This is a genomic window from Pseudomonas asturiensis (assembly GCF_900143095.1).
In the GTDB taxonomy this organism is placed as follows: Bacteria; Pseudomonadota; Gammaproteobacteria; order Pseudomonadales; family Pseudomonadaceae; genus Aquipseudomonas; species Aquipseudomonas asturiensis.
On the sequence record NZ_FRDA01000001.1, the window covers coordinates 59,736 to 81,454 of the forward strand.

The window sequence follows — 21,719 nt, forward strand, 5'->3', positions numbered from 1 at the left end:
ATAGTGACGCAGTGGCAGATCGGTTGTCATGTGTTGATTCTGTGCGGTGATCGCCCCGATCGGCGATAATGCCCGGCCAGCCGCTTCAGGCTCATTCAACCGTCACGAGTCCACGCATGTCCGAGTCCGTTTTTCACGCTGCCCGACAGCAAGCCAGCACGTTGTATCTGCCAGCAGGCCCGTGGACGACGGTGCTGGATTGCCTGTGTGCGAAATTCACCGCCATCAGCCGTGAGCAATGGCTGGATCGCATCGCCCGAGGCCGGGTTCTGGACGCCGAAGGTCAAGCCATCACGGCTGACCTGGCGTACCGCGAGGGTCTGAAGATTCATTATTTTCGCGAAGTGCCGAACGAGAAGCCGATCCGTGTCGTCGAGACGATTCTGTACGCCGACGAGCACTTGGTGGTGGCCGACAAGCCGCACTTCCTGCCAGTGACGCCAGCAGGGGAATACGTCGAGCAAACCCTGTTGCGACGCCTGATCCATCGTCTGGATAATCCGGACCTGGTGCCCTTGCATCGCATCGACCGCCACACCGCCGGGCTGGTGCTGTTTTCGGCGAACCGGCAGACGCGTTCTGCCTATCAGGCGCTGTTTCCGACGCGACGTATCGAAAAGTTCTACGAGGCCATTGCCCCAGCGCTGCCGTCGCTGGCGTTCCCACGGATGCATGAGAGCCGTCTGGTGGATGGCGAGCCGTTTTTCCGCATGCAGGAAGCTTCAGGCCCGGCCAACACCCGGACCCGCATTGAAGTGCTTGAGCGTAATGGGCCGTTGTGGCGTTACGGGCTGTATCCGGTTACCGGGAAGAAGCATCAACTGCGTGTACACATGGCCGCACTGGGCGCTGCGATCTGCAACGATCCGTTCTATCCGCAGGTGATCAAGGATGCGGTCGATGACGATCAGCAGCCGCTGAAACTGCTGGCCAAGGCGCTGCGTTTCGATGATCCGCTGAGCAACGAGCCGCGTGAATTTCAAAGCCGGTTGCAGCTCGACTGGTAGCCATAAAGCGAGCAGGCGAAAAAAACCCGCACTCGGCGGGTTTTTTCACATCAGGGACGCTACGCGAGGATCACAGATCCTTGACGGTACGTACCTGATCCTTATTGATGCGGGTTTGCTTGCCATCAAGTTGCTTGAACTCGTAGAAGCCGGAATCTTCATCGTACTTCGGCGTGTCGACAGACTGGATTTCACGACCATCATTCAGGGTGATCACAGTGGGCGATGCGCAGCCAGCCAGGGAGGCGATGCCCAGTGCAAGCAGAAAGGCAGCGGGAAGGGTCCGTTGTTTCATTACTGTGTCTCCAGATGGATTCTTGATTAACTGACCGTAAGACGTATACACCCGCAGCAAGTTCAATGACCAGTCACTTGCGTCGGTTGTCATCTATCCCGGCCAGTAGACAGGGTGTGTTCAGGTTCGCCAGTCTCGGGTCGTCGGCGTCGACCTGCAACGCGATCGGCTGCAGCGGTGCCAGGGCTCGCCGTGGACTGCGTTCGCCGCTCTGCCATGCGGCTTCCAGCATGGCAGCGTGCGCGGTCGGGATGATACATAAAAGTGGCTGCCAGTGTTCGCCTTCACGCACCATGACCGGGTTATCCGGGTGCCTGCCGGCCGTTTCGCGTAGCGCCTGCAGCAGCGACTCATCGATCAGTGGCACGTCGCAGGGCAGCACCAGAAGCGCTGCATGTCGTGCCAGCGGGAGCGCGGCGCGGATCCCGGCCAGCGGACCGTTGAAATCGGTGTCACTGTCCTGAATCACCTGGTCGGCGTAGGTGGCGTATCGATCCAGATTACGGTTGCAGGAAATGATCAGGTCGTCGGTCAGCGGCCGCGTCAAACGATGCAGATGCTGGATCATGGGCTCGCCCCGCCATTCGATCAGCCCTTTGTCGCGACCGCCCATACGCTGTCCGCGACCTCCTGCGAGCAGCAGAATCGAGCAGGGAGGCAGTGGGGCAGGGGCGTTCATCGGACACTCGACGGGCAGCGAAAAGGAGTGCTGTGATATAACACCGGCCTGTTCCCTTAACAACCGGATCGAGGCCATGAAAGCGAAGGCTGACACACCTTTTGTACCCCTGAATATCGCTGTGCTGACCGTCAGCGACACCCGTACCCGCGAAACCGATACCTCGGGCCAGATGTTCGTCGACCGCCTGACCGAAGCCGGTCACGGCCTGATCGAGCGTGTCCTGCTCAAGGACGATCTTTACAAAATTCGTGCCCAGGTGGCGACCTGGATTGCCGACGAGCAGGTTCAAGTCGTCTTGATCACGGGCGGTACAGGCTTTACTGGCCGCGACAGCACGCCGGAAGCGGTGGCTTGTCTGCTGGACAAGCAGGTCGATGGGTTTGGCGAGCTGTTCCGGCAGATTTCGGTTCCGGACATCGGCACCTCGACCATTCAGTCCCGCGCGCTGGCCGGGCTGTCCAATGGCACGTTGGTATGCTGCCTGCCGGGTTCCACCAATGCGGTGCGTACCGCTTGGGACGGCATCCTGGCCCAGCAGCTGGACTCGCGTTTCCGTCCGTGCAATTTTGTCCCGCACCTCAAGCAGGCCGAGCCCTGCGCGACCCGTGGTTGACGGGTCATGAGTGCTGAGCCAAAGGCCTTGATGCCTGTCGAAGACGCCATCCAGCGACTGCTGGAAATGGCTGAAGCTGCGCCCATCAAACAGCGTGAACGGGTGGCGCTGGCCGATGCCCAAGGGCGCGTACTGGCTACGGATCTGGTATCGACGCTGGACCTGCCGCCCTGGCCCAACAGCGCGATGGACGGCTACGCCATGCGTCTGGCGGACTGGCGGGGAGAGCCTTTGCCGGTCAGTCAGCGCATTTTTGCCGGTCAGGCGCCCGAACCGCTCGCGGTGGGAACCTGCGCACGCATCTTCACCGGCGCGCCCGTGCCTGAAGGCGCGGACTGTGTGGAGATGCAGGAAAACGCCGAGGTGCAGGACGACCAGCGCGTAAGGTTTACCGAGCCGTTGAGCGTGGGTCAGAACATTCGCCCTCAGGGCCAGGAAACCCGCACCGGCGATACGGTGCTGGCCGCCGGTACACGGCTGGGCCCGATCGAACTGGGGCTTGCCGCATCGCTTGGTCTGGCCGCGCTGGACGTGGTCCGGCGCGTGCGTGTAGCGGTGCTGTCTACCGGCGATGAACTCATTGAACCGGGCAAGCCGCTGGGGCCGGGACAGATCTACAACAGCAATCGCGTGCTGTTGTGCAGCTGGCTGAAACGCCTGCAGTGCGAGGTGGTGGATGCGGGCATCCTGCCGGATGATCTGCTCCAGACCCGCGCTGCGTTGGCGAGTCTTGACGGGGTCGATCTGATTTTGTCCACGGGTGGCGTATCGGTGGGTGAGGCGGACTTTCTCGGTCATGCATTGCGTGAGGAGGGCGAGTTGTCGTTATGGAAGCTGGCGATCAAACCGGGCAAACCGCTGACGTTCGGGCACTTTCGAGGGGTGCCGGTGATCGGTTTGCCGGGTAATCCGGCGTCCACGCTGGTGACCTTTGCGTTGTTGGCCCGCGCCTATCTGTTGCGTCGTCAGGGCGTGCTCGATGTCGCGCCTCTGAAGTTTGCGGTGCCTGCCGGATTTGCCTGGACGCGTCCAGGCAATCGTCGCGAGTACCTGCGCGGTCGTCTGGAGCAGGGCAAGGCCGTTCCCTATCGTAATCAGAGCTCCGGCGTGCTGCGCAGCGCGGCCTGGGCTGACGGGCTGATCGAGGTACGTGAAGGCGCAACGGTTGCAGACGGTGACTGGGTCAACTTCATTCCCCTGAGCGAGGTCATGGGCTGACGTCATGGCTGGCTGACCGGGCATGAGCTACCCTCAATAACGCTGACAAATCGGGCACCCTGTTTTTGCCCCGGAGTATTGTTATGGCGTCATTGAGAGTGGCTTGTGTCATCCCGACCTACAACGGACGTAAGGACCTGGAGCGCCTGCTGGACTCTCTGGCCATGCAGACTGCGACGTTCGACACGCTGATCGTCGACTCCAGTTCATCGGACGGCACGCTTGAGCTGGCGCGTGCCCGCTGTGCAAATGTGTTGCGCATCGACAGCAAGGACTTCAACCACGGCGGCACCCGGCAGATGATGGTCGATCTGCATCCCGAGTATGACGTTTACGTCTACATGACCCAGGACGCCTACCTCGAAGACGTCGATGCAATTGCCAACATCCTGCTGCCATTCGCCGATCCAAAGGTCGGAGCTGTGTGCGGACGGCAATTGCCGCACAAGAACGCCAACCTGCTGGCCCAGCATGCAAGGCTGTTCAACTACCCGCCCACTTCGCAGATCAAGACCCTGGCCGACGCGCCGGTGCTGGGTATCAAGACGCCGTTCATGTCCAACTCCTTTGCTGCCTATCGCGGCGAAGCGTTGCTGGCCATTGGTGGCTTCCCCCGGCACGTGATCCTGTCCGAAGACATGTACGTCACCGCAAAGATGCTGATCGATGGCTGGAAAGTGGCCTACGAAGGCTCGGCGGTCTGCCGCCATTCGCATAACTACAGCCTGCGTGAAGAGTTTCGTCGTTACTTCGACATCGGCGTGTTCCAGTCGCGTGAGTCATGGATTTACGAGACCTTCGGCGGCATCGCGGGCGAGGGCATGCGCTATGTGAAATCCGAGCTTGCGTTCCTTGGCCCCAGACGCTTCCTCTGGTGGCCAATGTCGTTCGTGCGCAACGCCGTCAAGCTGCTGGCCTACAAACTGAGCAAACAGGAAAAGCATCTTCCGACCGGCGTGAAGAAAAGGCTTGGGATGTACACGCGATACTGGGACAGTCCGTATGCGTGAGCAGGTGCAGCCCGTGACGCCCTGCGTCATATCCTGAAGCCCGCGTACGGTTTTCTGGCCGGCGCTGTCAGGATCGGCACGAAGAGCGATAAAACCCGAATGTCACTGATGCCCGTGCATTCGTGCGTCCCGTGCACTTATACGCTGTACACATGTAAATTTTCCTGAGCGGCTTCGTTTTTTAAAATGCCAGGGCTTTCCTCGCTCTGGACCCCGCCGCTCATGTCTTCCTCTGTCGCCATCGACCCTGTCGCCCCGGCTGCCCAGCCCGCTAAACCTGCGCCCTTCGGCCTGCAGACCATCATCGGGCTTCTGGGCGTGTTACTGGCTGTGCTGGTCGCCGGAATCAACGAAGGCGTCACGCGCATCGCCATGGCCGACATCCGTGGCGCGATGTTCATCGGCGCTGATGAAGCCAGCTGGCTGGTGGCGGCCTATTCAGCGACTTCGGTTGCGGCGATGGCGTTCGCACCCTGGTTTGCGGTCAGCCTGTCGCTGCGGCGCTTCACGCTGGGTGCGATCACGGCCTTCGTCGTGCTGGGCCTGTTGTGTCCGTTTGCGCCGAACTATCCCAGCCTGTTGGTCCTGCGCATCCTGCAAGGCTTGGCAGCAGGCTGCCTGCCGCCGATGCTGATGACCGTTGCGCTGCGTTTTCTGCCGCCCGACATCAAACTCTACGGGCTGGCCGGTTACGCGTTGACGGCGACCTTCGGCCCGAGTCTGGGCACGCCGCTCGCCGCGTTGTGGACCGAGCACTTCAACTGGCAATGGACGTTCTGGCAGGTCATTCCTCCGTGCCTGGTCGCGATGATCGCCATCGGCCAAGGCATTCCTCAAGACCCACTGCGGCTGGAGCGCTTCAGAACCTTCAACTGGCGCGGCATCGTGTTGGGGATGCCGGCAATCGTTGCAGTGGTGATCGGCATCCTGCAGGCCAATCGTCTGGACGGGCTGGAGTCCTCATTGATCCGCTGGTTGCTGGGCGGCGGCCTGTTGTTGCTGGTGGCGTTCATGGTCAATGAATGGTTTACGCCCGTGCCGTTTTTCAAGTTGCAGTTGCTGGCCGACCGTAACCTGTCGCACGCCTTGCTTACCTTGGGTGGCGTGCTGATCGTGCTCACGGCCGTGGCGTCGATTCCGTCGTCCTACCTGGCGCAGGTGCAGGGTTATCGGCCCTTGCAGACCGCGCCGTTGATGCTGATCGTGGCCTTGCCGCAATTGATCGCGCTGCCACTTGTCGCTGCGTTGTGCAACCTGCGCTGGATCGACTGCCGCTGGGTACTGGCGCTTGGGCTTGGCCTGCTGGCGCTGTATTGCGGTCTGGCTACGCAGATGACCTCCGAGTGGATCCGCGACAATTTCTACTGCCTGCAATTGCTGCAGATCGTTGCCCAGCCGATGGCGGTGCTGCCGTTGCTGATGCAGGCGACCGGAGGCATTGCGCCGCCCGACGGCCCGTTTGCCTCGTCGTGGTTTAACACCGTGCGCGGGCTGTCGGCAGTCATTGCCACTGGCCTGCTGGAAGCCCTGACCACCTCACGCCAGCATTTCCACTCCAACGTGCTGGTGGACCGGCTGGGCAATTCGCCCTGGCTGGCCGCCGACGACTCTGTGGCGTCGCTGACTCATCGTCTGCATGAGCAAGCCGTGGTACTGACCAGCGCCGATTTGTATTTCTGCATGGGTTGGCTCGCCGCCGGGCTGATCCTGCTGATTCCCCTGATGCCGACGCGGGTCTATCCGCCGCGTGCACTGAACTGATTTCCCGTCGAGACTTTTTTCATGAGCATGACCTCAAAGCAGACCCTGGCCCTGTGTGGCGCAGCCATCGTGCTTGCCGCTCTGGGCATCTACACACTGGTCGGTGACAGCACCCATCAGGCGACCAACGATGCATTCATCACGGCGGACTACTCAGTGGTTGCGCCTAAAGTGTCAGGTTTCATCAGTCAGGTGCTGGTTGAGGACAACCAGCCTGTCAAGGCGGGACAACTGCTGGCAGTGATCGACGACCGTGATGTGCAAACTGCGCTGGCCTCGGCAGAGGCGGGCGTCATGACTGCCGAAGCGGAGCTTGAGCAGGTCATCGCGCTGCTGCAACGCCAGACAGCCATGATTGATCAGGCCAGGGCCGCGTTGACAGCCAGCACGGCGGCAGTTCGCTTTGCCGAGCAGGAACGTACCCGTTACGAGCATCTGGCAGGCGCAGGCGCTGGCACGGTGCAGAACGCGCAACAGGCGCGTAACCGGATAGACACGGCCAACGCCCATCACGCCAGTGCCAGCGCTTCGTTGGTGGCCGAGCGTAAACAGATCGACATCCTGAGTGCGCGCCAGCACAGCGCCGAGGCGAACCTCAAGCACGCGCAGGCCACTCGCGATCAGGCGCGGCTGCAACTGTCTTACACGCGCATCGTTGCGCCGATTGACGGTGTGGTCGGCGAGCGTGCGGTACGCGTGGGTAACTACGTCAATCCAGGTAGCAGGCTGCTGTCGGTGGTGCCGCTGGCCGACGCCTATGTGGTGGGCAACTTTCAGGAAACCCAGCTGACCCATGTGAGCGTCGGCCAAGCGGTTCAAGTGCGGGTCGATACTTACCCTGATGAAGTCCTTAAAGCGCATGTACACAGCATCGCCCCTGCCACCGGCGTGACCTTTGCCGCCGTGCGGCCTGACAACGCGACGGGCAACTTCACCAAGGTGGTGCAGCGCATTCCGGTGAAAATCATCCTGGATCCCGGCCAGCCGCTGGCTGCGCGATTGCGCGTCGGCATGTCGGTGGACGCCAGCATCGACACGCAAGCGCCGCGCACTGAACAAAAAGCGGGTGCCTTGTGAGTCGCCTCATTGCAATGAGCGGTCTGGCGTTGTTGACGAGCCTGTCGGGTTGTCAGGTCGGTCGGGATTTCCAGCGCCCGCAGAGCAGCGATGTGCAGTGGCTGCCGATTCAGGGCGAACAGGCCGCCAGTCAGATTAATACCACCCCTTATAGTGCGCGTTGGTGGGAGATATTCCGTGACGCGCAGTTGTCATCACTGGTTGATCGGGCAGCGGCTTCCAACCTTGATCTGAGAATGGCGCAGGCGCGGCTGACGCAAAGCCGGGCGGCGCGTCAGGTGGTTACCGGCGAGCAAGCGCCGAGCGTGGCGGGCACGCTGGGCTATCAGCGCAAACGCAACAGCGCCGAAGGGCTGAACGATCCGTCAGGTAACGAGGGCAGGGCGGCCTTCAGCCAGTGGGACGGCGGCGTCAATGCCAGTTGGGAAGTGGATCTATGGGGGCGCGTCAAGCGTGAGGTCGAGGCTGCCGATGCCAATGTGGACGTTGCCGAAAACGATCAGCGTGCGGCGCTGTTGTCGCTGCAGGCTGAAGTGGCCAGGGACTATCTGCAACTGCGTGGCACCCAGGCCGTGCTCGCCGTGACCCGACAGAATCTTCAGCTGTCACGCAACAGCCTGGAGTTGTCGCAGATCAGGCAGGGCAGTGGGGTCGCGACCAATCTGGATGTGGCTGAAGCGGCGGCGCAGGTGTCGGCTGTCGAATCGCGTTTGCCAGTGCTTGAGCAGCGGCAGGCGCAATTGATCAACGCGCTGGGGTTGCTGCTGGCCCAGTCTCCGAGAGCCTTGCAGGCCGAACTGGAGAAACCTCAAGCCATGGTCGCCGTGCCTGCCACTGTGCCGGTGGGGCTGCCTTCGGAGCTGGCGCAGCGTCGCCCGGACATTCGCCGCGCCGAAGCGCGCCTGCATGCGGCGACAGCGAGCATCGGTGTGGCGCAGGGTGATTTCTACCCGCGGATTGTGCTGTCGGGCAACGTGGGTTTTCAGGCCTTGCAATTGTCTGACTTTGGCAGTTGGGGCTCACGCCAGTTGGGTATCGGCCCGCAATTGAGCCTGCCGATTTTCGAAGGCGGGCGTCTGCGTGGCATGTTGCGGTTGCGCGAAGCCCAAGAGCAGGAAGCTGCGCTGTCCTATCAACAGACTGTACTGCGCGCCTGGCAGGAAATAGACGACAGTATGAGCCTCTACAATGCCAGCCAGCTTCAGCAGCGCAAGCTGGAAGAGGCGGTGCGCCAAAATCGTATCGCGCTGGAGACCGCCAGACGTCAGTACGCGGAAGGCGTGGTGGATTTCCTCAATGTGCTGACCGTGCAACGCACGCTTCTAGAGGTCGAGCAGCAATGGGTGCAAAGCTCCACCACCCAGGCTCAGGCCCTGGTCAGCCTGTACGCTTCACTGGGTGGTGGCTGGTAACGTTACGCTTTGGCAGCTTCCTCTTCTTCAAGGCGGTCCGCTTCGAACAGTTGGGCGAGTTCTGCACGCGCCTCGCGGGCGGTTTGCAGTACTTTGGCCTCGTCGTCGTAAATCTCATGCTGCGCGGCGAGCACCTGTTCGTCGTGGCGTTTGAAGCGGCTTATGCGTGCGTCGGCTTGCGCCTCGCTCAGGCCCAGCCCCAGCAACGTCTGACGGGACATCTCAAGGCTTGAGTAGAACGTTTCGCGCACCGCATGGGCTCCGGCATCCATCAGCTTGTGAACGTGCTGGCGGTTGCGAGCACGAGCGATGATCTTCATGTGCGGGTAGAGCTTGTTGATCAGTTCGGCAGTCTTGATGTTGATGTCCGGATCATCGGTGGCAATGATGAAAAACTCGGCGTCCTGCACCTTGGCGGCCCTGAGGATTTCCGGGCGCAACGGGTCGCCGTAAAAGACCGGCACGTTGCCAAAACTGCGCGAGAATTCAATGGACTCCACGGCGGTGTCCAGCGCCACGAACGGAATCTTCTGCGCACGCAGAATCCGCGCGACGATCTGGCCCATACGGCCCATGCCAGCGATCACCACTCGCGGCTTGTCGGTCTGAATGTCGCGGTACTCCTCCGGCACTTCCACCACTTTGGCCTTGGGCTTGATCCAGCGCGCCAGGGCAATGAACAGCAATGGGGTGATCGCCATCGACAGGGTGATGGTCAGTACCAGCATGTCGTAGAGGCCTGCCTCGAACAGCCCTTGCGCACTGCCGATCTTGAACACCACAAAGGCGAATTCGCCGCCCGCTGCCAAGACCAGGCCCAGGCGCAGTGCGCTTCTTTTACTCAACCCACCTGCCGTGCGGCCGATGAAAAACAGCAGCGGCAGCTTGATTGCGACCAGCAACAGCGTAAGGCCCAACACCACCAAGGGCGCGCTGAACAGCAGGCTGATATTGGCGCCCATGCCAACGCTGATGAAGAACAGCCCGAGCAGCAAACCTTTGAAGGGCTCGATCTGGGCTTCCAGTTCGTGGCGGTATTCAGAATCGGCCAACAGCAGGCCTGCCAGGAACGCGCCCAGTGCCATTGAGACGCCGACCAGCTCCATCAGCCACGCCGTGCCGATCACTACCAACAGCGCCGTCGCCGTCGAGACTTCCTGAATACGAGTCTTGGCCACGACACGAAACACCGGGCGCAGCAGGTAGCGTCCGCCTACGACCACGATGGCGATGCTGCCCAGCACACGCAGTCCATGGTTGATGCTTTCCTGAGTGGTCGTTGCGTGGTCGGCGCCTGCAAGGAACGGCACCAGGGCGATCAGTGGGATGGCGGCAATGTCCTGAAACAGCAGAATGGCAAACGCCATGCGCCCATGCGGGCTGTTCAATTCCTTGCGCTCGGCCAGACTTTGCAGGCCGAAGGCCGTGGAGGACAGCGCCAGGCCCAGGCCGAGAATCACCGCAGTGTTCAGCGTTTGACCGAACGCGAGCAAAGCAACGGTGCCGATCACCAGGCCGGTCAATAGCACTTGGGCCATGCCGACGCCGAAAACGGCCTTGCGCATCACCCACAGGCGTTTCGGGGACAACTCCAGACCGATGATGAACAGCAGTAATACCACCCCAAGTTCAGAGATGTGGCTGACACTCTCGGTATCTCCTATCAACCCCAGTACCGATGGGCCGATCACGACGCCTGCGAACAGATAGCCGATGACAGCGCCGAGTTTGAGGCGCTTTGCCAGCGGCACCGCAATGACCGCGGCGAACAGAAACACAACTGCGGCCTGCAGCAGGCTGCCTTCATGGGGCATGTGAAACTCCTTGGCAATAACGGGAAACGATTTGAAACAGGTCCGCATTAAACCACGTGAGTTTTTCTCGGCAATGCTCAACGGGGCATGACGATCATCAGTGCAATTGATGAATGAGCCGGTTGTGATCGGATAAGGCGTGTGTCACGTAATGAGTGCAACGCATTGCAGCGATGCCATCGGTCCGGCATCGGCGTAAGATGTCGGCGCGTTTGCACAGCGCCAATGCCGTTGACGAAGTATTCAGGAAAAACCGAAATGACCAATAAACAACGTTTGATGTATTCGATTCTGATCGCACTGGGTGTACTGGCGATCATGCTGGGCCTGTCGCACCTGCAGAACAGCGGCGTGATCAGCGAGAAAACCTTTCAGTACATCGCCATCGGTGTTGCGGTTCTGGTCGTGGTCCTGAACGGGATCATGCGTCGCAAGGTCAAGCGCTGAGAGTGACCAGACGCGCGGCATTTGCGGGACGGTTTATCTGTCTGAATTCCCCAGCCATTCCATCGCGCGCGGATGAAGGCTGTAGGTCTTGTCCTCATTGAGGTGGATCACGCCTTCATCGCACAAGCGCTTGAGCACTTCTCGCACGCTGAGGAACGACAGCGGTACATCGAGCCTGAGTAGCTGGCTATGAACGCCTCGTACGCCGAGTGACTGACCGCTTTCGCTGGAAACCAGCAAGGCGTCGAGTACCTTGAGCCTGACCAGACTGGTACGCAGTCCGAAGCTTTTCAGCAGCAGCCGGATATGGTCGTTACCAGGGCGTTCTACCTCTGCCGCAGACGTTCGTGCCTGCGAGGCAATGGCCGTCTGCCTGAGCATCGTGCGGGTTGTGACTCCTTGACGGTTGAACATGCGCAAACTCCTTTTCAGGCTTTTTAGACAACTCTCACCTAATAAGACGAACGAGCGGCTAAAAACCTCAGCGTTGCGCGAAAAAAAATGGCAGGCGATTGCCGGACGGAGTTTGACGTTGCGCCGTAGCCCCTTACGCATCAAGGGGCCTGGCGCCCTGAGCGCAGGCAGATGCACTGTTTCTGAATGTAAGCGTATGGCGTAACGGGGCTTCGCTATCAGCCTTTGGGCGAGGCTGGCGGACGTCTGTTGAGCACTGGATTACCGTTCTGATTCTGGGTCACAAAGACCGGCAATACCTTGGGAAGGGATGTCAGCAGACTGGATATATCACGGGTGTTGTAGCTGCCTCCGAGACGAATCGCGCCGGTCGCGTTGTCGGCCAGCAGAATAGGAGTCTGCAGGTAGCGATTGATCAGCGGCAGGGCCTGACTCAACGGTACGTCGTTAAAGATCAGCTTGCCATTGCGCCATGCCAGGCTGGTGTCGTTGACATCCGTGCGGCTAATGCCGGGTCGGGTGTCTCCTGCCTTGTAACTGGCCTGCATGCCGGGATCGAGGTGATGACGTGCGCCCGTAAGGGTGCGGTCACTCTCGACCTGCACCGAGCCTTCTACCAGCATGACTCGTACCTGATCCTGATACGTCCACACATTGAACCGGGTTCCCGTGACCGTGATGCTGCCCTGGCCCGCATCCACCACGAAAGGATGGGTGCTGTCGTGGCTGACCTCAAAGAACGCTTCACCCTTCTTCAGGGTGACGTTGCGCCGGTTCTTGTAGTTGGCATAGCTCAGCTCTGTGCCCAGGTTCATTTCCACACGACTGCCGTCGTTCAACGTGACCAGGCGGGTGGCATTCGTCGTACTGTAGGTTTCATAGGCGTTGGGGATCAGGCCCTGGTTCCAGCCAATATAACCGGCCACCGGAACCGCCAGGGCGCAAATAGCCGCAGCGGCAGCAAACGTGCGCCAGGATCGCGAGCGGCCTTGCCGACGAACTGCAGGCACTGATTTCGCCGCTGTCGGTGACAGGATTGGCGCAGTAGAGGCGACGGGCGCGGGATTGACTGGCTCGACCTGACCGGACATATCCCAGATTTCCTGCATGGCCTTGTACTCGGCGGCGTGCGCCGGATGGGCCTGGAGCCACAGTTCGAAGTGCTTTCTCTCCACAGGCGAGCAGTCGTCAGCATGCAGACGCATGCACCAATGCGCGGCGGCATCGGTGATTGCATCGTATTCTGCTTCGCTGAGGAGGGGGTCGCTCATGGGCGCTCCGGTGTGTACCGTTGGCGCATTCTACCCCCGGATGACAGCGTGGGAGAACATCGCGTGGCTGTTGCCTATCGTCGCAGCCCTTAATTCCTCGTGAATGTGATCGGCTCTCATTGATGTAAAAACGACACGCATGTTTCTCCCGTGTCTGCACAGCGGTACTCTCGGTGGCATTGATCGTCTTCCTGTTCTGATGCACCGGAGCTCAGATGCACACACCTAATCCTGATGACTCGACACCCACGCTTTCATATCAGCAACTGACTGACTTGCTCGAGCGAATCTTTCTGGCCCACGGCACATCGGCTCAGGTTGCGGGCGAGCTGGCGAAAAACTGCGCAGGCGCCCAGCGTGACGGGGCGCACAGCCACGGTATCTTTCGCATTCCCGGGTACCTGTCTTCACTGGCCAGCGGCTGGGTCGATGGCAGGGCAGTGCCCGTGGTGGAAGATGTCGGTGCCGCCTTTGTCAGGGTCGATGCCGCCAACGGATTTGCCCAGCCGGCGCTGGCGGCGGCAAGGCCGTTGCTCATCGAGAAGGCACGTGATGCAGGCATCGCGATCCTCGCCATTCGCAGCTCACATCATTTTGCGGCGCTGTGGCCGGATGTCGAACCCTTCGCCCAACAAGGTCTGGTCGCGTTGAGCCTGGTCAACAGCATGACCTGTGTTGTGCCGCATGGCGCACAAAAGCCACTGTTCGGCACCAACCCGATTGCGTTTGCCGCGCCGCGGGCAGGTGCAGACCCTATTGTGTTTGATCTGGCCACCAGTGCCATGGCCCATGGCGACGTACAGATCGCCGCTCGCGAAGGTCGCCTGCTACCGGAAGGCATGGGGGTCGACCGTAACGGTCAGCCGACGGTCGAGCCGGCGGCCATTCTGGCAGGTGGCGCGTTGCTGCCGTTTGGTGGGCACAAGGGGGCGGCTTTGTCGATGATGGTCGAACTGCTGGCCGCAGGTTTGACGGGCGGACATTTTTCATTCGAGTTCGACTGGTCAAAACACCCGGGCGCGCAGACACCCTGGACCGGTCAGTTGGTGATTGTCATCGACCCGGACAAGGGCAGCGGCCAGTCTTTTGCGCAGCGCAGCGAAGAACTTGTGCGCCAGCTTCACGGCGTTGGCCAGACCCGCATGCCCGGTGACCGGCGGTACAGCGAGCGAGTGAAGTCGAGTGTCCATGGCATTCCGATTGCCGCGCAGGACCTTGCGCGACTCCAGTCGCTGGCTGGGGTCTTTTAGGTACCGTGTAGTCCCATGACCATTCGTCGTGATTGGGCTTGTGTTAGCGCCTTGATCTAAATACTGTATGCATAACCAGTAAATAGAGAAGAGGTGTTTCATGTCCCTGAAGTCAGCGCAAAGCCCGGTTGCTCATCAGCTTCGTAGCAGTGCAACGGTCAATGAGATGCAGCGGGAAGATTTTCTTGCCCTGGCCGCCGCCCTGCGCCAGTTCAACGCTTACGAAGCGCAGGTCTGCATGGTGGTTGCGGCGGCCCAGGCAGGAAGTGATTACCGCCAAACGCGTGTCGAATAAACGCTCGATAGGCCAGCATGTGTATTGGATGCAGCGTATGGTGGGGTGTCATTCCACTTCGGATATAGCTGATGAACGATTTCGGCGCACGACTCAAAGAAGAGCGCCAGACAATGGGGCTGTCGCAGCAAGGGTTCGCTGCAATTGGTGGTGTCGAGGCCAATGCCCAAGGCAAATATGAAAATGGTAATCGCATGCCGCGTTCCAGCTATCTGGTGGCGCTGAGTGAAAGAGGTGTCGATGTGCTCTATCTGCTATCGGGCAGCAGAATGCCGGTTGGCGTGGACTCGCTATCAGCGGCCGAGCGAGACATCATTCTTCAGTTCAGGTCGCTCAGCGAGGCGGCCCAGAATGCGATAAGAGAGTTGGCGCTGTCCCTGCGCAAGCACTTCGACTGATCATCATTTCACTCTCGTTCAAGCCGTCCGGTTGATTGTGAATATACGAAACATATATGATTCGTATATTCAACGTGAGGTGAGCGATGGGCCTGGTAAAAATTTCCGAAGAAATGCACGCGAATCTTCGCTGTGCGAGCGTTGCGCTCAGTCGTTCCATCAATGCGCAGGCTGAGCACTGGATGCGCATCGGTATGCTGGCCGAATTGCACCCGACGCTGGATTACAGCGAGATCTGTCAGATGCTGATTCGTCTTGAAGGTACTGACGGCAACGTACTCAAGTCCGACTCGTTCAAGATGTCCGAACTGTCGAAGGCGGCCTCATGAGCCATTCAATCAGCCTCAAGAGCGAGCAAGACCTGGTTCATCTGCGCATTGCCGGCAGGCTGGCCGCTGATGTGCTGGCCATGATCACGCCTCACGTCAAGGCAGGTATCAGCACAGAAGCGCTGGACGATATCTGTAACGACTATATCGTCAAGGATCTCAAGGTGATCCCGGCCAACGTCGGGTACCACGGCTTTACCAAGACGACATGCATATCGCCCAACGCGGTGGTTTGCCATGGCATTCCCTCTGCGTCGGACATTCTCAAGGATGGCGACATCGTCAATATCGACGTCGCCGTTATCAAGGACGGCTGGTACGGCGACACCAGCCGCATGTATCTGGTAGGTGAAGTCAGTCCTTTGGCCCGGCGTCTGGTCGAGACCACTTACGAAGCAACGCGAGCCGGAATACATGCGGTCCGTCCCGGCGCGACATTGGGCGATATTGGCCATGCGATCCAGACCGTCGCTCATCGCGAGGGATTCAGTGTAGTGCGTGAGTATTGCGGACACGGTATCGGTCGCAAGTACCATGAAGAGCCGCAGGTGCTGCATTACGGCACTCCAGGCAAAGGCCTGAAGTTGAAAGAAGGCATGGTTTTTACGATCGAGCCCATGATCAACGCTGGAAAGGCCGGCACCCGCACACTGCCGGATGGCTGGACGGTTCTGACCAGCGACATGTCGTTGTCGGCGCAGTGGGAACACATGGTTGCGGTCACGGCAACCGGTTTCGAGTTGCTCACGCCCTGGCCCGAAGGCACCGGTTCTTATCCGGCGATATGAATCGCGTCGGCAACGGTTAAAAAAACGACCTTGAACAGGTCGTTTTTTCTATGAGCATTCAGGGTGTGCGCTTTACAGGGTGCATCTTTTCCAGCGGACGTCTGTCACCCCGAAACCTTGCGCCTGCAGGGTTGCCAGACGAATCGGCCCTGCCGCGATGTGGTCGCTGACCGTACCCACGCCGGCATGCAAAGTTGCGCAGTGCAGTGCATCGCTTTGGCACAGGTGCAGTGCCTGGTGAACGAAGCTGTGGATTTCGCCTTTGAACCGGTAGTGAATTTCAAATTCCATTTGATTCATCGTTGGTCGCCTGCAAGGCGTATACGCTACGCCATCTTAAAATGAGTACGTTCGGGTACGGGCAATGTGAGGTGTGAGACGCCTCAGAACTGCTATTTCATTTCGAGATCGATACGGGCTTTAACTGCTGGAAGGGGCCTTGATCGGACTGCTGTCTCTAGGAACCGCAGGTCGAGAATTGCACCTTTATTCGGGAAGGTGAACAGTCGTCCGATAAGTGGCATCAGGTCACATTCATTTGCGCACACGTGATGTCGGATAGCTGCTCAAATGGAGGTCTGGCATTCATTCAGCTTGTCATCACGTGCAGGATTTCAGGTCGACAGGGCCTACAAATTCATTGCCGTGGCCCATCACACAGGCAACTCGCTGGTTGCGTTGGCGTTCCCAGGGCTGCGCGGGGTAAGTCTTGTTCCAGGCTTGATAAAGTTGCTGATCCTGCCGGGACAGCCGCAGATTGTAATGCTTGCTCATGTAGAAGTAGGTGCGCGCAATCATGCCGCGTATCGAGGGTCGAGGCATGACCTTTCTGGCCTTGAAATCCACCTGCGTCAGGCATGAGCCGTATTGGCCTTTCTGTTCGGGAATCCATCCGAAGCTGAAGTTGTTACGGTCACCGTTGACCTCGCCGATACTGGGCACCAGATTATGCAGGTCGGCCTCGGCGCGCTTGTAGACCACGTCGTTCCTCGTACAATTCTTGCGTCCACCGTTCTGCCAGCACTGGCGCAGGTGGCCGATTTGCCAGGCCGGTACGATGTGCTCCCATTCAATACGTTTCGCACGAGCCGCGTTTTTGCGGGGTACATATCCGCAGCCCGCGAGATCGACGCGATTGCCCGTGTACTTGCACCCGCAATAGAACTCGGTCGACTGCGGCGCATACAGGCCCCAGGCAATTTTCTTCGCCTCGCTGAACGTGCGTGGCGCCTCGGCTAGAGCGGACGTGGCGAGGAGGCCGAGGCAAAACAGCGTGGACAACCGGAGCGCCATGCCGTCAGTCTTCCTTGGGCACTGTCCAGAATATCTGCACGCCGCCGTCGTCGCGCCAGGCGAGCGTGACGTTATCGTTCTCCGCAATTTCTTCGAGCAGTTGCGCCCAATCGTCTTCCGATTCGTCCGGCAGCCGAAAGAGCAGGGCGGCTCTGGATTTCTGTGCTGTCGGCGAATTGATGATCTTTTGTACCCGAATGCCCATGCGTTGATAGGCATCGGGAGTGGAGGTCGCTGCGGATGAATTTGCCACGAAAAAATCCCTCAATTAGCTGTATGTGCGTACAGTATTTGAGTGTCTAATCTTTCGCAACACTTACGTAGGATAATGTTTGCGGCGCATTCGCAAGCCTGTATGGTTTTGCCGACACCTTCGCTATCCGACTTGAGGAGTGACACATGAATTTCAACTGGTTGCTGTTACCGGCTGTGGTGGCAGCGTCGCTGGTGCTGACGGGGTGTTCAACACCTTCGGTTGTCACGTTACAGAATGGTACGCAGTACATCACCCAGGATGCGCCCAAGACCAAGAGCCGCGATGGCTTCTATGAGTTCGAGGACATCTCGGGAAAAACCATCAGGATCAAGGCCGACGAGGTGGCCACTATCCGCCCAAAAGACTGAGACAGCGCTGCCCGGGTCAATCCCTCGGGCAGACTTGATTCAGACGATTGACAAAGCGCGCGACATTTTTCATAGTTCGTTTCTCGCAAACGTTTGCGTATCAATCCGCCGGATTGATCCTGCGTCGTTCGCCCGAACAATAATCACAAGATCGGAGATGAACTCATGAAGCTGCCATTCGCTGGACGCCTTCTCGCTGTTGCCATGTTTTCTGCCCTTGCGGCAGTGGTCCCCCTCTCTGCCGTACACGCCCAGACGCCGGAAAAGCCCAAGGTCGCGCTGGTCATGAAATCCCTCGCCAATGAATTCTTCCTGACCATGGAAGATGGTGCCAAGGCCTATCAGAAAGAACACGCCAGTGAGTTCGACCTGATCACCAACGGTATCAAGGATGAGTCCGATACCGCTGCCCAGATCAGCATCGTGAATCAGATGATCGTTTCCAAGGTCGACGCGCTGGTCATTGCGCCTGCCGACTCGAAAGCGCTGGTATCGGTCTTGAAGAAAGCCACCGACGCGGGCATCAAGGTCGTCAATATCGACAACCAGCTTGATCCCGACGTGCTCAAGGGCAAGGACCTGCAGATTCCGTTCGTAGGCCCGGACAACCGTAAGGGTGCTGCCAAGGTGGGCGATTACCTGGCCACGAAACTCCAGGCCGGTGATCAAGTCGGCATCATCGAAGGTGTGCCGACCACCACCAACGCTCAGCAGCGCACTGCAGGTTTCAAGGACGCCATGGACAAAGCCCAGATGAAGGTTGTCTCGGTGCAATCCGGCAACTGGGAAATCGACAAGGGCAATGCCGTTGCTTCGGCCATGCTCAATGAGTACCCGAACCTCAAGGCACTGCTGGCGGGTAACGACAGCATGGCGCTGGGTGCGGTCTCGGCCGTGCGTGCTGCCGGCAAGGCAGGCAAGGTAATGGTGGTCGGTTACGACAACATCAACGCCATCAAACCGATGCTCAAGGATGGTCGCGTGCTCGCCACTGCCGATCAGTTCGCTGCCAGGCAAGCGGTGTTCGGGATCGAAGCGGCGCTCAAGGCCGTCAAGGGCGAGAAGGTCGACGTCAATGAAAAAGGCGTTATCGAAACGCCAGTCGAGCTCGTTACCAAACCTTGATCCACGCCGGGTAAAGGCGCCTGCCCGAACAGGGCAGGCGCTGGGAGAAATGTATGTCAGCGTCTGCTCAGACGGCTGTTCTTTCGGTCAGTGGCATTGGTAAAACCTACGCTCAACCCGTGCTTGGCGATGTCGACCTGACGTTGATGCGCGGCGAAGTGCTGGCCCTGACCGGGGAAAACGGTGCCGGTAAAAGCACCTTGTCAAAGATCATTGGCGGACTGGTCACTCCGACCACCGGCCAGATGCACTATCAGGGTCAGCCTTATCAACCGGCGAACCGTACCCAGGCCGAAAAGCTCGGAGTCCGCATGGTCATGCAGGAGTTGAACCTGCTGCCGACCCTGACTGTTGCCGAAAACCTGTTTCTGGATGATCTTCCGCGCCGTGCAGGCTGGATCGATCGCAAGCGCCTGCGTGAAAACGCAATCAAGGCCATGGCCCAGGTTGGCCTGGAAGCCATCGACCCCGATACGCTGGTAGGCGATCTGGGGATCGGGCACCAGCAGATGGTCGAAATTGCCCGTAATCTGGTGGGCGACTGCCATGTGCTGATTCTCGATGAACCGACGGCGATGCTCACCTCGCGTGAAGTCGAGATGCTGTTCGAACAGATTACCCGGCTACAGGCCCGCGGTGTCTCGATCATCTACATTTCCCACCGCCTCGAAGAGTTGGCCAGAGTGTCCCAGCGTATCGCTGTACTGCGTGACGGCAAGCTGGTCTGCGTCGAGCCGATTTCGCGTTACAACAGTGAGCAACTGGTCACTCTGATGGTCGGGCGCGAGCTGGGTGAACACATGGACATGGGGGCGCGACAGATTGGCGAAGTCGCGCTGTCTGTTAAATCGCTCAACCGAAAAGGCAAGGTTCAGGACGTCTCGTTTGACGTGCGCCGTGGCGAGATCTTTGGTATTTCCGGCCTGATCGGCGCCGGGCGTACTGAGCTGTTGCGCTTGATCTACGGTGCCGATACTGCCGACAGCGGCAGCATTGAAGTAGGCCAGCCCCTGCAGGCAGTCAGCATTCGCTCGCCCGCCGATGCCGTCGAGCACGGCATCGCGCTGATTACCGAAGACCGCAAAAGCGAAGGTTTGCTGATGTCGCAATCAATCAGCGCCAACATTGCACTTGGCAACATGAATGCGATCTCCAGAGGCGGCATTGTCAACGCAGGTGATGAACTCAAACTGGCACAACGGCAAGTGGACGCCATGCGCATTCGCAGCTCAAGTCCGACCCAACTGGTGTCGGAGCTGTCCGGTGGCAATCAGCAGAAGGTCGTGATTGGCCGCTGGCTGGAGCGTGACTGCCCGGTGATGCTGTTCGACGAGCCGACGCGTGGCATCGATGTCGGCGCCAAGTTCGACATCTACGCGTTGCTGGCCGAACTGACCCGTCAGGGCAGGGCGCTGGTGGTGGTGTCCAGTGACCTGCGCGAGCTGATGCTGATCTGTGATCGCATCGGCGTGCTGTCGGCCGGTCGAATGATCGAAACGTTCGACCGTGACAGCTGGAGCCAGGACCAATTGCTTGCCGCCGCCTTTGCCGGATATCAGAAACGTGACGCGCTGCTCAATGACGCCGCGCCCAGGAACGACTCATGAAAAACACTACACCCTCGACGCCGACGATGCCTGTGCGCCGCGGCGGCAATTACCTCGGGCTGGGCACCTATCTGGGCCTGGCGGGCGCATTGCTGGCGATGATCGTTCTGTTCTCGCTGCTCAGTGACCACTTCCTGTCGTATCAGACCTTCAGCACGCTGGCCAACCAGATCCCCGATCTCATGGTGCTGGCGGTGGGCATGACCCTGATCCTGATTATCGGCGGCATCGACCTCTCCGTAGGGTCGGTACTGGCGCTGGCTGCCTCGGCCGTCAGCGTGGCGATTCTCGGTTGGGGCTGGAGCGTTTTTCCGGCTGCGCTGCTGGGCATTGCCTGCGCGACCCTGGCAGGCACCATTACCGGCTCGATTACTGTGGCCTGGCGTATTCCATCGTTCATCGTGTCCTTGGGCGTGCTGGAGATGGCCCGCGGTGTGGCGTACCAGATGACCAACTCGCGCACAGCCTACATCGGTGATTCATTCGCCTGGTTGTCGGACCCGGTGGCGTTCGGCATTTCACCTTCGTTCATCATCGCGCTGATGGTGATCTTCATTGCTCAGGCGGTGCTGACGCGCACGGTATTCGGTCGCTACCTGATCGGTATCGGCACCAACGAAGAAGCTGTGCGCCTGGCAGGCATCAATCCCAAGCCGTACAAGATCCTGGTGTTCTCGCTGATGGGGCTGCTGGCCGGTGTGGCGGCGCTGTTCCAGATCTCTCGCCTTGAAGCCGCCGACCCCAATGCCGGTGCCGGGCTCGAACTGCAGGTCATCGCTGCCGTGGTCATTGGCGGTACCAGCCTGATGGGCGGGCGCGGCTCGATCATCAGCACGTTTTTCGGCGTGTTGATCATCTCGGTATTGGCGGCTGGCCTGGCTCAGATCGGTGCCACAGAACCCACCAAACGCATCATCACCGGCGCCGTCATCGTGATTGCCGTGGTGCTGGACACCTACCGCAGCAATCGGGCGCGGCGACAGGGCTGA

General features: G+C 59.6%; 25 protein-coding genes. 17 read left to right on the forward strand and 8 right to left on the reverse strand.

Annotated elements, in window-relative coordinates:
- The first annotated feature begins 116 nt into the window (after positions 1 to 116).
- Complete coding sequence (locus BUB69_RS00360) at positions 117 to 1,007, forward strand: pseudouridine synthase (RefSeq protein WP_073161759.1); 891 nt, start codon at positions 117 to 119, stop codon at positions 1,005 to 1,007.
- 70 nt (positions 1,008 to 1,077) lie between these two features.
- Here BUB69_RS00360 and BUB69_RS00365 read toward each other — a convergent pair whose 3' ends face one another.
- Both BUB69_RS00365 and mobA read right to left on the reverse strand, forming a co-directional pair.
- Positions 1,078 to 1,302, reverse strand: a complete 225-nt coding sequence (locus BUB69_RS00365) for a YgdI/YgdR family lipoprotein (protein WP_024687986.1) — start codon at positions 1,300 to 1,302, stop codon at positions 1,078 to 1,080.
- Between the two features lie 73 nt (positions 1,303 to 1,375).
- On the reverse strand, positions 1,376 to 1,981 hold the full coding sequence (gene mobA, locus BUB69_RS00370) for a molybdenum cofactor guanylyltransferase MobA (protein ID WP_073161760.1): 606 nt from the start codon (positions 1,979 to 1,981) through the stop codon (positions 1,376 to 1,378).
- 76 nt (positions 1,982 to 2,057) lie between these two features.
- On the opposite strand from mobA, the gene moaB reads away from it, so the two are divergent.
- The 6 genes from moaB (at position 2,058) to BUB69_RS00400 (ending at position 9,075) form a co-directional block, all read left to right on the forward strand.
- Positions 2,058 to 2,597, forward strand: a complete 540-nt coding sequence (gene moaB / locus BUB69_RS00375) for a molybdenum cofactor biosynthesis protein B (protein ID WP_024687984.1) — start codon at positions 2,058 to 2,060, stop codon at positions 2,595 to 2,597.
- 6 nt (positions 2,598 to 2,603) lie between these two features.
- On the forward strand, positions 2,604 to 3,815 hold the full coding sequence (locus BUB69_RS00380; protein ID WP_073161761.1) for a molybdopterin molybdotransferase MoeA: 1,212 nt from the start codon (positions 2,604 to 2,606) through the stop codon (positions 3,813 to 3,815).
- An 83-nt stretch (positions 3,816 to 3,898) separates the two neighbouring features.
- A complete protein-coding gene (locus BUB69_RS00385) occupies positions 3,899 to 4,825 on the forward strand; it encodes a glycosyltransferase family 2 protein (RefSeq protein WP_073161762.1) in 927 nt (308 codons plus the stop codon).
- Positions 4,826 to 5,047: 222 nt separating this feature from the next.
- Entirely contained in the window at positions 5,048 to 6,586 is a 1,539-nt protein-coding gene (locus BUB69_RS00390; protein WP_073161763.1) for an MFS transporter, read from the forward strand.
- 21 nt (positions 6,587 to 6,607) lie between these two features.
- Complete coding sequence (locus BUB69_RS00395; RefSeq protein WP_084537013.1) at positions 6,608 to 7,663, forward strand: HlyD family secretion protein; 1,056 nt, start codon at positions 6,608 to 6,610, stop codon at positions 7,661 to 7,663.
- A gap of 14 nt (positions 7,664 to 7,677) precedes the next feature.
- The gene (locus tag BUB69_RS00400) at positions 7,678 to 9,075 is read left to right on the forward strand and encodes an efflux transporter outer membrane subunit (RefSeq protein ID WP_073161765.1); all 1,398 of its coding nucleotides are present in this window, start codon (positions 7,678 to 7,680) and stop codon (positions 9,073 to 9,075) included.
- Positions 9,076 to 9,077: 2 nt separating this feature from the next.
- On the opposite strand, the gene BUB69_RS00405 is transcribed toward BUB69_RS00400, so the two are convergent.
- Positions 9,078 to 10,889: a monovalent cation:proton antiporter-2 (CPA2) family protein gene (locus BUB69_RS00405; protein WP_073161766.1), complete on the reverse strand. Its 1,812-nt coding sequence runs from the start codon at positions 10,887 to 10,889 to the stop codon at positions 9,078 to 9,080.
- 258 nt (positions 10,890 to 11,147) lie between these two features.
- Here BUB69_RS00405 and BUB69_RS00410 point away from each other — a divergent pair, with 258 nt between their 5' ends.
- The gene (locus BUB69_RS00410; protein WP_024687977.1) at positions 11,148 to 11,336 is read left to right on the forward strand and encodes a hypothetical protein; all 189 of its coding nucleotides are present in this window, start codon (positions 11,148 to 11,150) and stop codon (positions 11,334 to 11,336) included.
- A gap of 33 nt (positions 11,337 to 11,369) precedes the next feature.
- Here BUB69_RS00410 and BUB69_RS00415 read toward each other — a convergent pair whose 3' ends face one another.
- Positions 11,370 to 11,750, reverse strand: coding sequence for a Fe2+/Zn2+ uptake regulation protein (locus tag BUB69_RS00415; protein ID WP_073161767.1), 381 nt, complete (start codon positions 11,748 to 11,750; stop codon positions 11,370 to 11,372).
- Positions 11,751 to 11,968: 218 nt separating this feature from the next.
- Positions 11,969 to 13,021 carry a FecR family protein gene (locus tag BUB69_RS00420; protein ID WP_073161768.1) on the reverse strand — a complete coding sequence of 351 codons (1,053 nt, stop codon included), beginning with the start codon at positions 13,019 to 13,021 and terminating at the stop codon, positions 11,969 to 11,971.
- Between the two features lie 215 nt (positions 13,022 to 13,236).
- Between BUB69_RS00420 and BUB69_RS00425 the strand changes: the two genes are divergently transcribed.
- The 5 genes from BUB69_RS00425 (at position 13,237) to map (ending at position 16,081) form a co-directional block, all read left to right on the forward strand.
- The gene (locus BUB69_RS00425; protein WP_073161769.1) at positions 13,237 to 14,271 is read left to right on the forward strand and encodes an Ldh family oxidoreductase; all 1,035 of its coding nucleotides are present in this window, start codon (positions 13,237 to 13,239) and stop codon (positions 14,269 to 14,271) included.
- A gap of 100 nt (positions 14,272 to 14,371) precedes the next feature.
- Positions 14,372 to 14,566, forward strand: a complete 195-nt coding sequence (locus BUB69_RS00430; protein ID WP_073161770.1) for a hypothetical protein — start codon at positions 14,372 to 14,374, stop codon at positions 14,564 to 14,566.
- Between the two features lie 71 nt (positions 14,567 to 14,637).
- Positions 14,638 to 14,964 (forward strand): helix-turn-helix domain-containing protein, encoded by a 327-nt coding sequence (locus BUB69_RS00435; protein WP_073161771.1) that lies wholly within the window; start codon positions 14,638 to 14,640, stop codon positions 14,962 to 14,964.
- An 86-nt stretch (positions 14,965 to 15,050) separates the two neighbouring features.
- The gene (locus tag BUB69_RS00440) at positions 15,051 to 15,293 is read left to right on the forward strand and encodes a ParD-like family protein (protein WP_024687971.1); all 243 of its coding nucleotides are present in this window, start codon (positions 15,051 to 15,053) and stop codon (positions 15,291 to 15,293) included.
- Positions 15,290 to 16,081 (forward strand): type I methionyl aminopeptidase, encoded by a 792-nt coding sequence (map, locus tag BUB69_RS00445; protein ID WP_073161772.1) that lies wholly within the window; start codon positions 15,290 to 15,292, stop codon positions 16,079 to 16,081. Before BUB69_RS00440 ends, map begins: the two co-directional genes overlap by 4 nt.
- Before the next feature lie 72 nt (positions 16,082 to 16,153).
- On the opposite strand, the gene BUB69_RS00450 is transcribed toward map, so the two are convergent.
- The 3 genes from BUB69_RS00450 to BUB69_RS00460 all read right to left on the reverse strand — a co-directional run bounded on the left by BUB69_RS00450 (position 16,154) and on the right by BUB69_RS00460 (position 17,579).
- The gene (locus BUB69_RS00450) at positions 16,154 to 16,381 is read right to left on the reverse strand and encodes a DUF6555 family protein (protein WP_073161773.1); all 228 of its coding nucleotides are present in this window, start codon (positions 16,379 to 16,381) and stop codon (positions 16,154 to 16,156) included.
- Between the two features lie 300 nt (positions 16,382 to 16,681).
- Positions 16,682 to 17,374, reverse strand: a complete 693-nt coding sequence (locus BUB69_RS00455) for an endonuclease (protein WP_073161774.1) — start codon at positions 17,372 to 17,374, stop codon at positions 16,682 to 16,684.
- A gap of 4 nt (positions 17,375 to 17,378) precedes the next feature.
- Positions 17,379 to 17,579, reverse strand: coding sequence for a DUF1654 domain-containing protein (locus BUB69_RS00460; protein WP_175561637.1), 201 nt, complete (start codon positions 17,577 to 17,579; stop codon positions 17,379 to 17,381).
- Positions 17,580 to 17,773: 194 nt separating this feature from the next.
- On the opposite strand from BUB69_RS00460, the gene BUB69_RS00465 reads away from it, so the two are divergent.
- The 4 genes from BUB69_RS00465 to BUB69_RS00480 all read left to right on the forward strand — a co-directional run bounded on the left by BUB69_RS00465 (position 17,774) and on the right by BUB69_RS00480 (position 21,719).
- Positions 17,774 to 17,998: a YgdI/YgdR family lipoprotein gene (locus tag BUB69_RS00465; protein WP_073161776.1), complete on the forward strand. Its 225-nt coding sequence runs from the start codon at positions 17,774 to 17,776 to the stop codon at positions 17,996 to 17,998.
- A gap of 165 nt (positions 17,999 to 18,163) precedes the next feature.
- Positions 18,164 to 19,123: a sugar ABC transporter substrate-binding protein gene (locus BUB69_RS00470; protein ID WP_073161777.1), complete on the forward strand. Its 960-nt coding sequence runs from the start codon at positions 18,164 to 18,166 to the stop codon at positions 19,121 to 19,123.
- Positions 19,124 to 19,176: 53 nt separating this feature from the next.
- Entirely contained in the window at positions 19,177 to 20,730 is a 1,554-nt protein-coding gene (locus tag BUB69_RS00475) for a sugar ABC transporter ATP-binding protein (RefSeq protein WP_073161778.1), read from the forward strand.
- Complete coding sequence (locus BUB69_RS00480; protein WP_024685852.1) at positions 20,727 to 21,719, forward strand: ABC transporter permease; 993 nt, start codon at positions 20,727 to 20,729, stop codon at positions 21,717 to 21,719. The genes BUB69_RS00475 and BUB69_RS00480 overlap by 4 nt, the downstream gene beginning before the upstream one ends.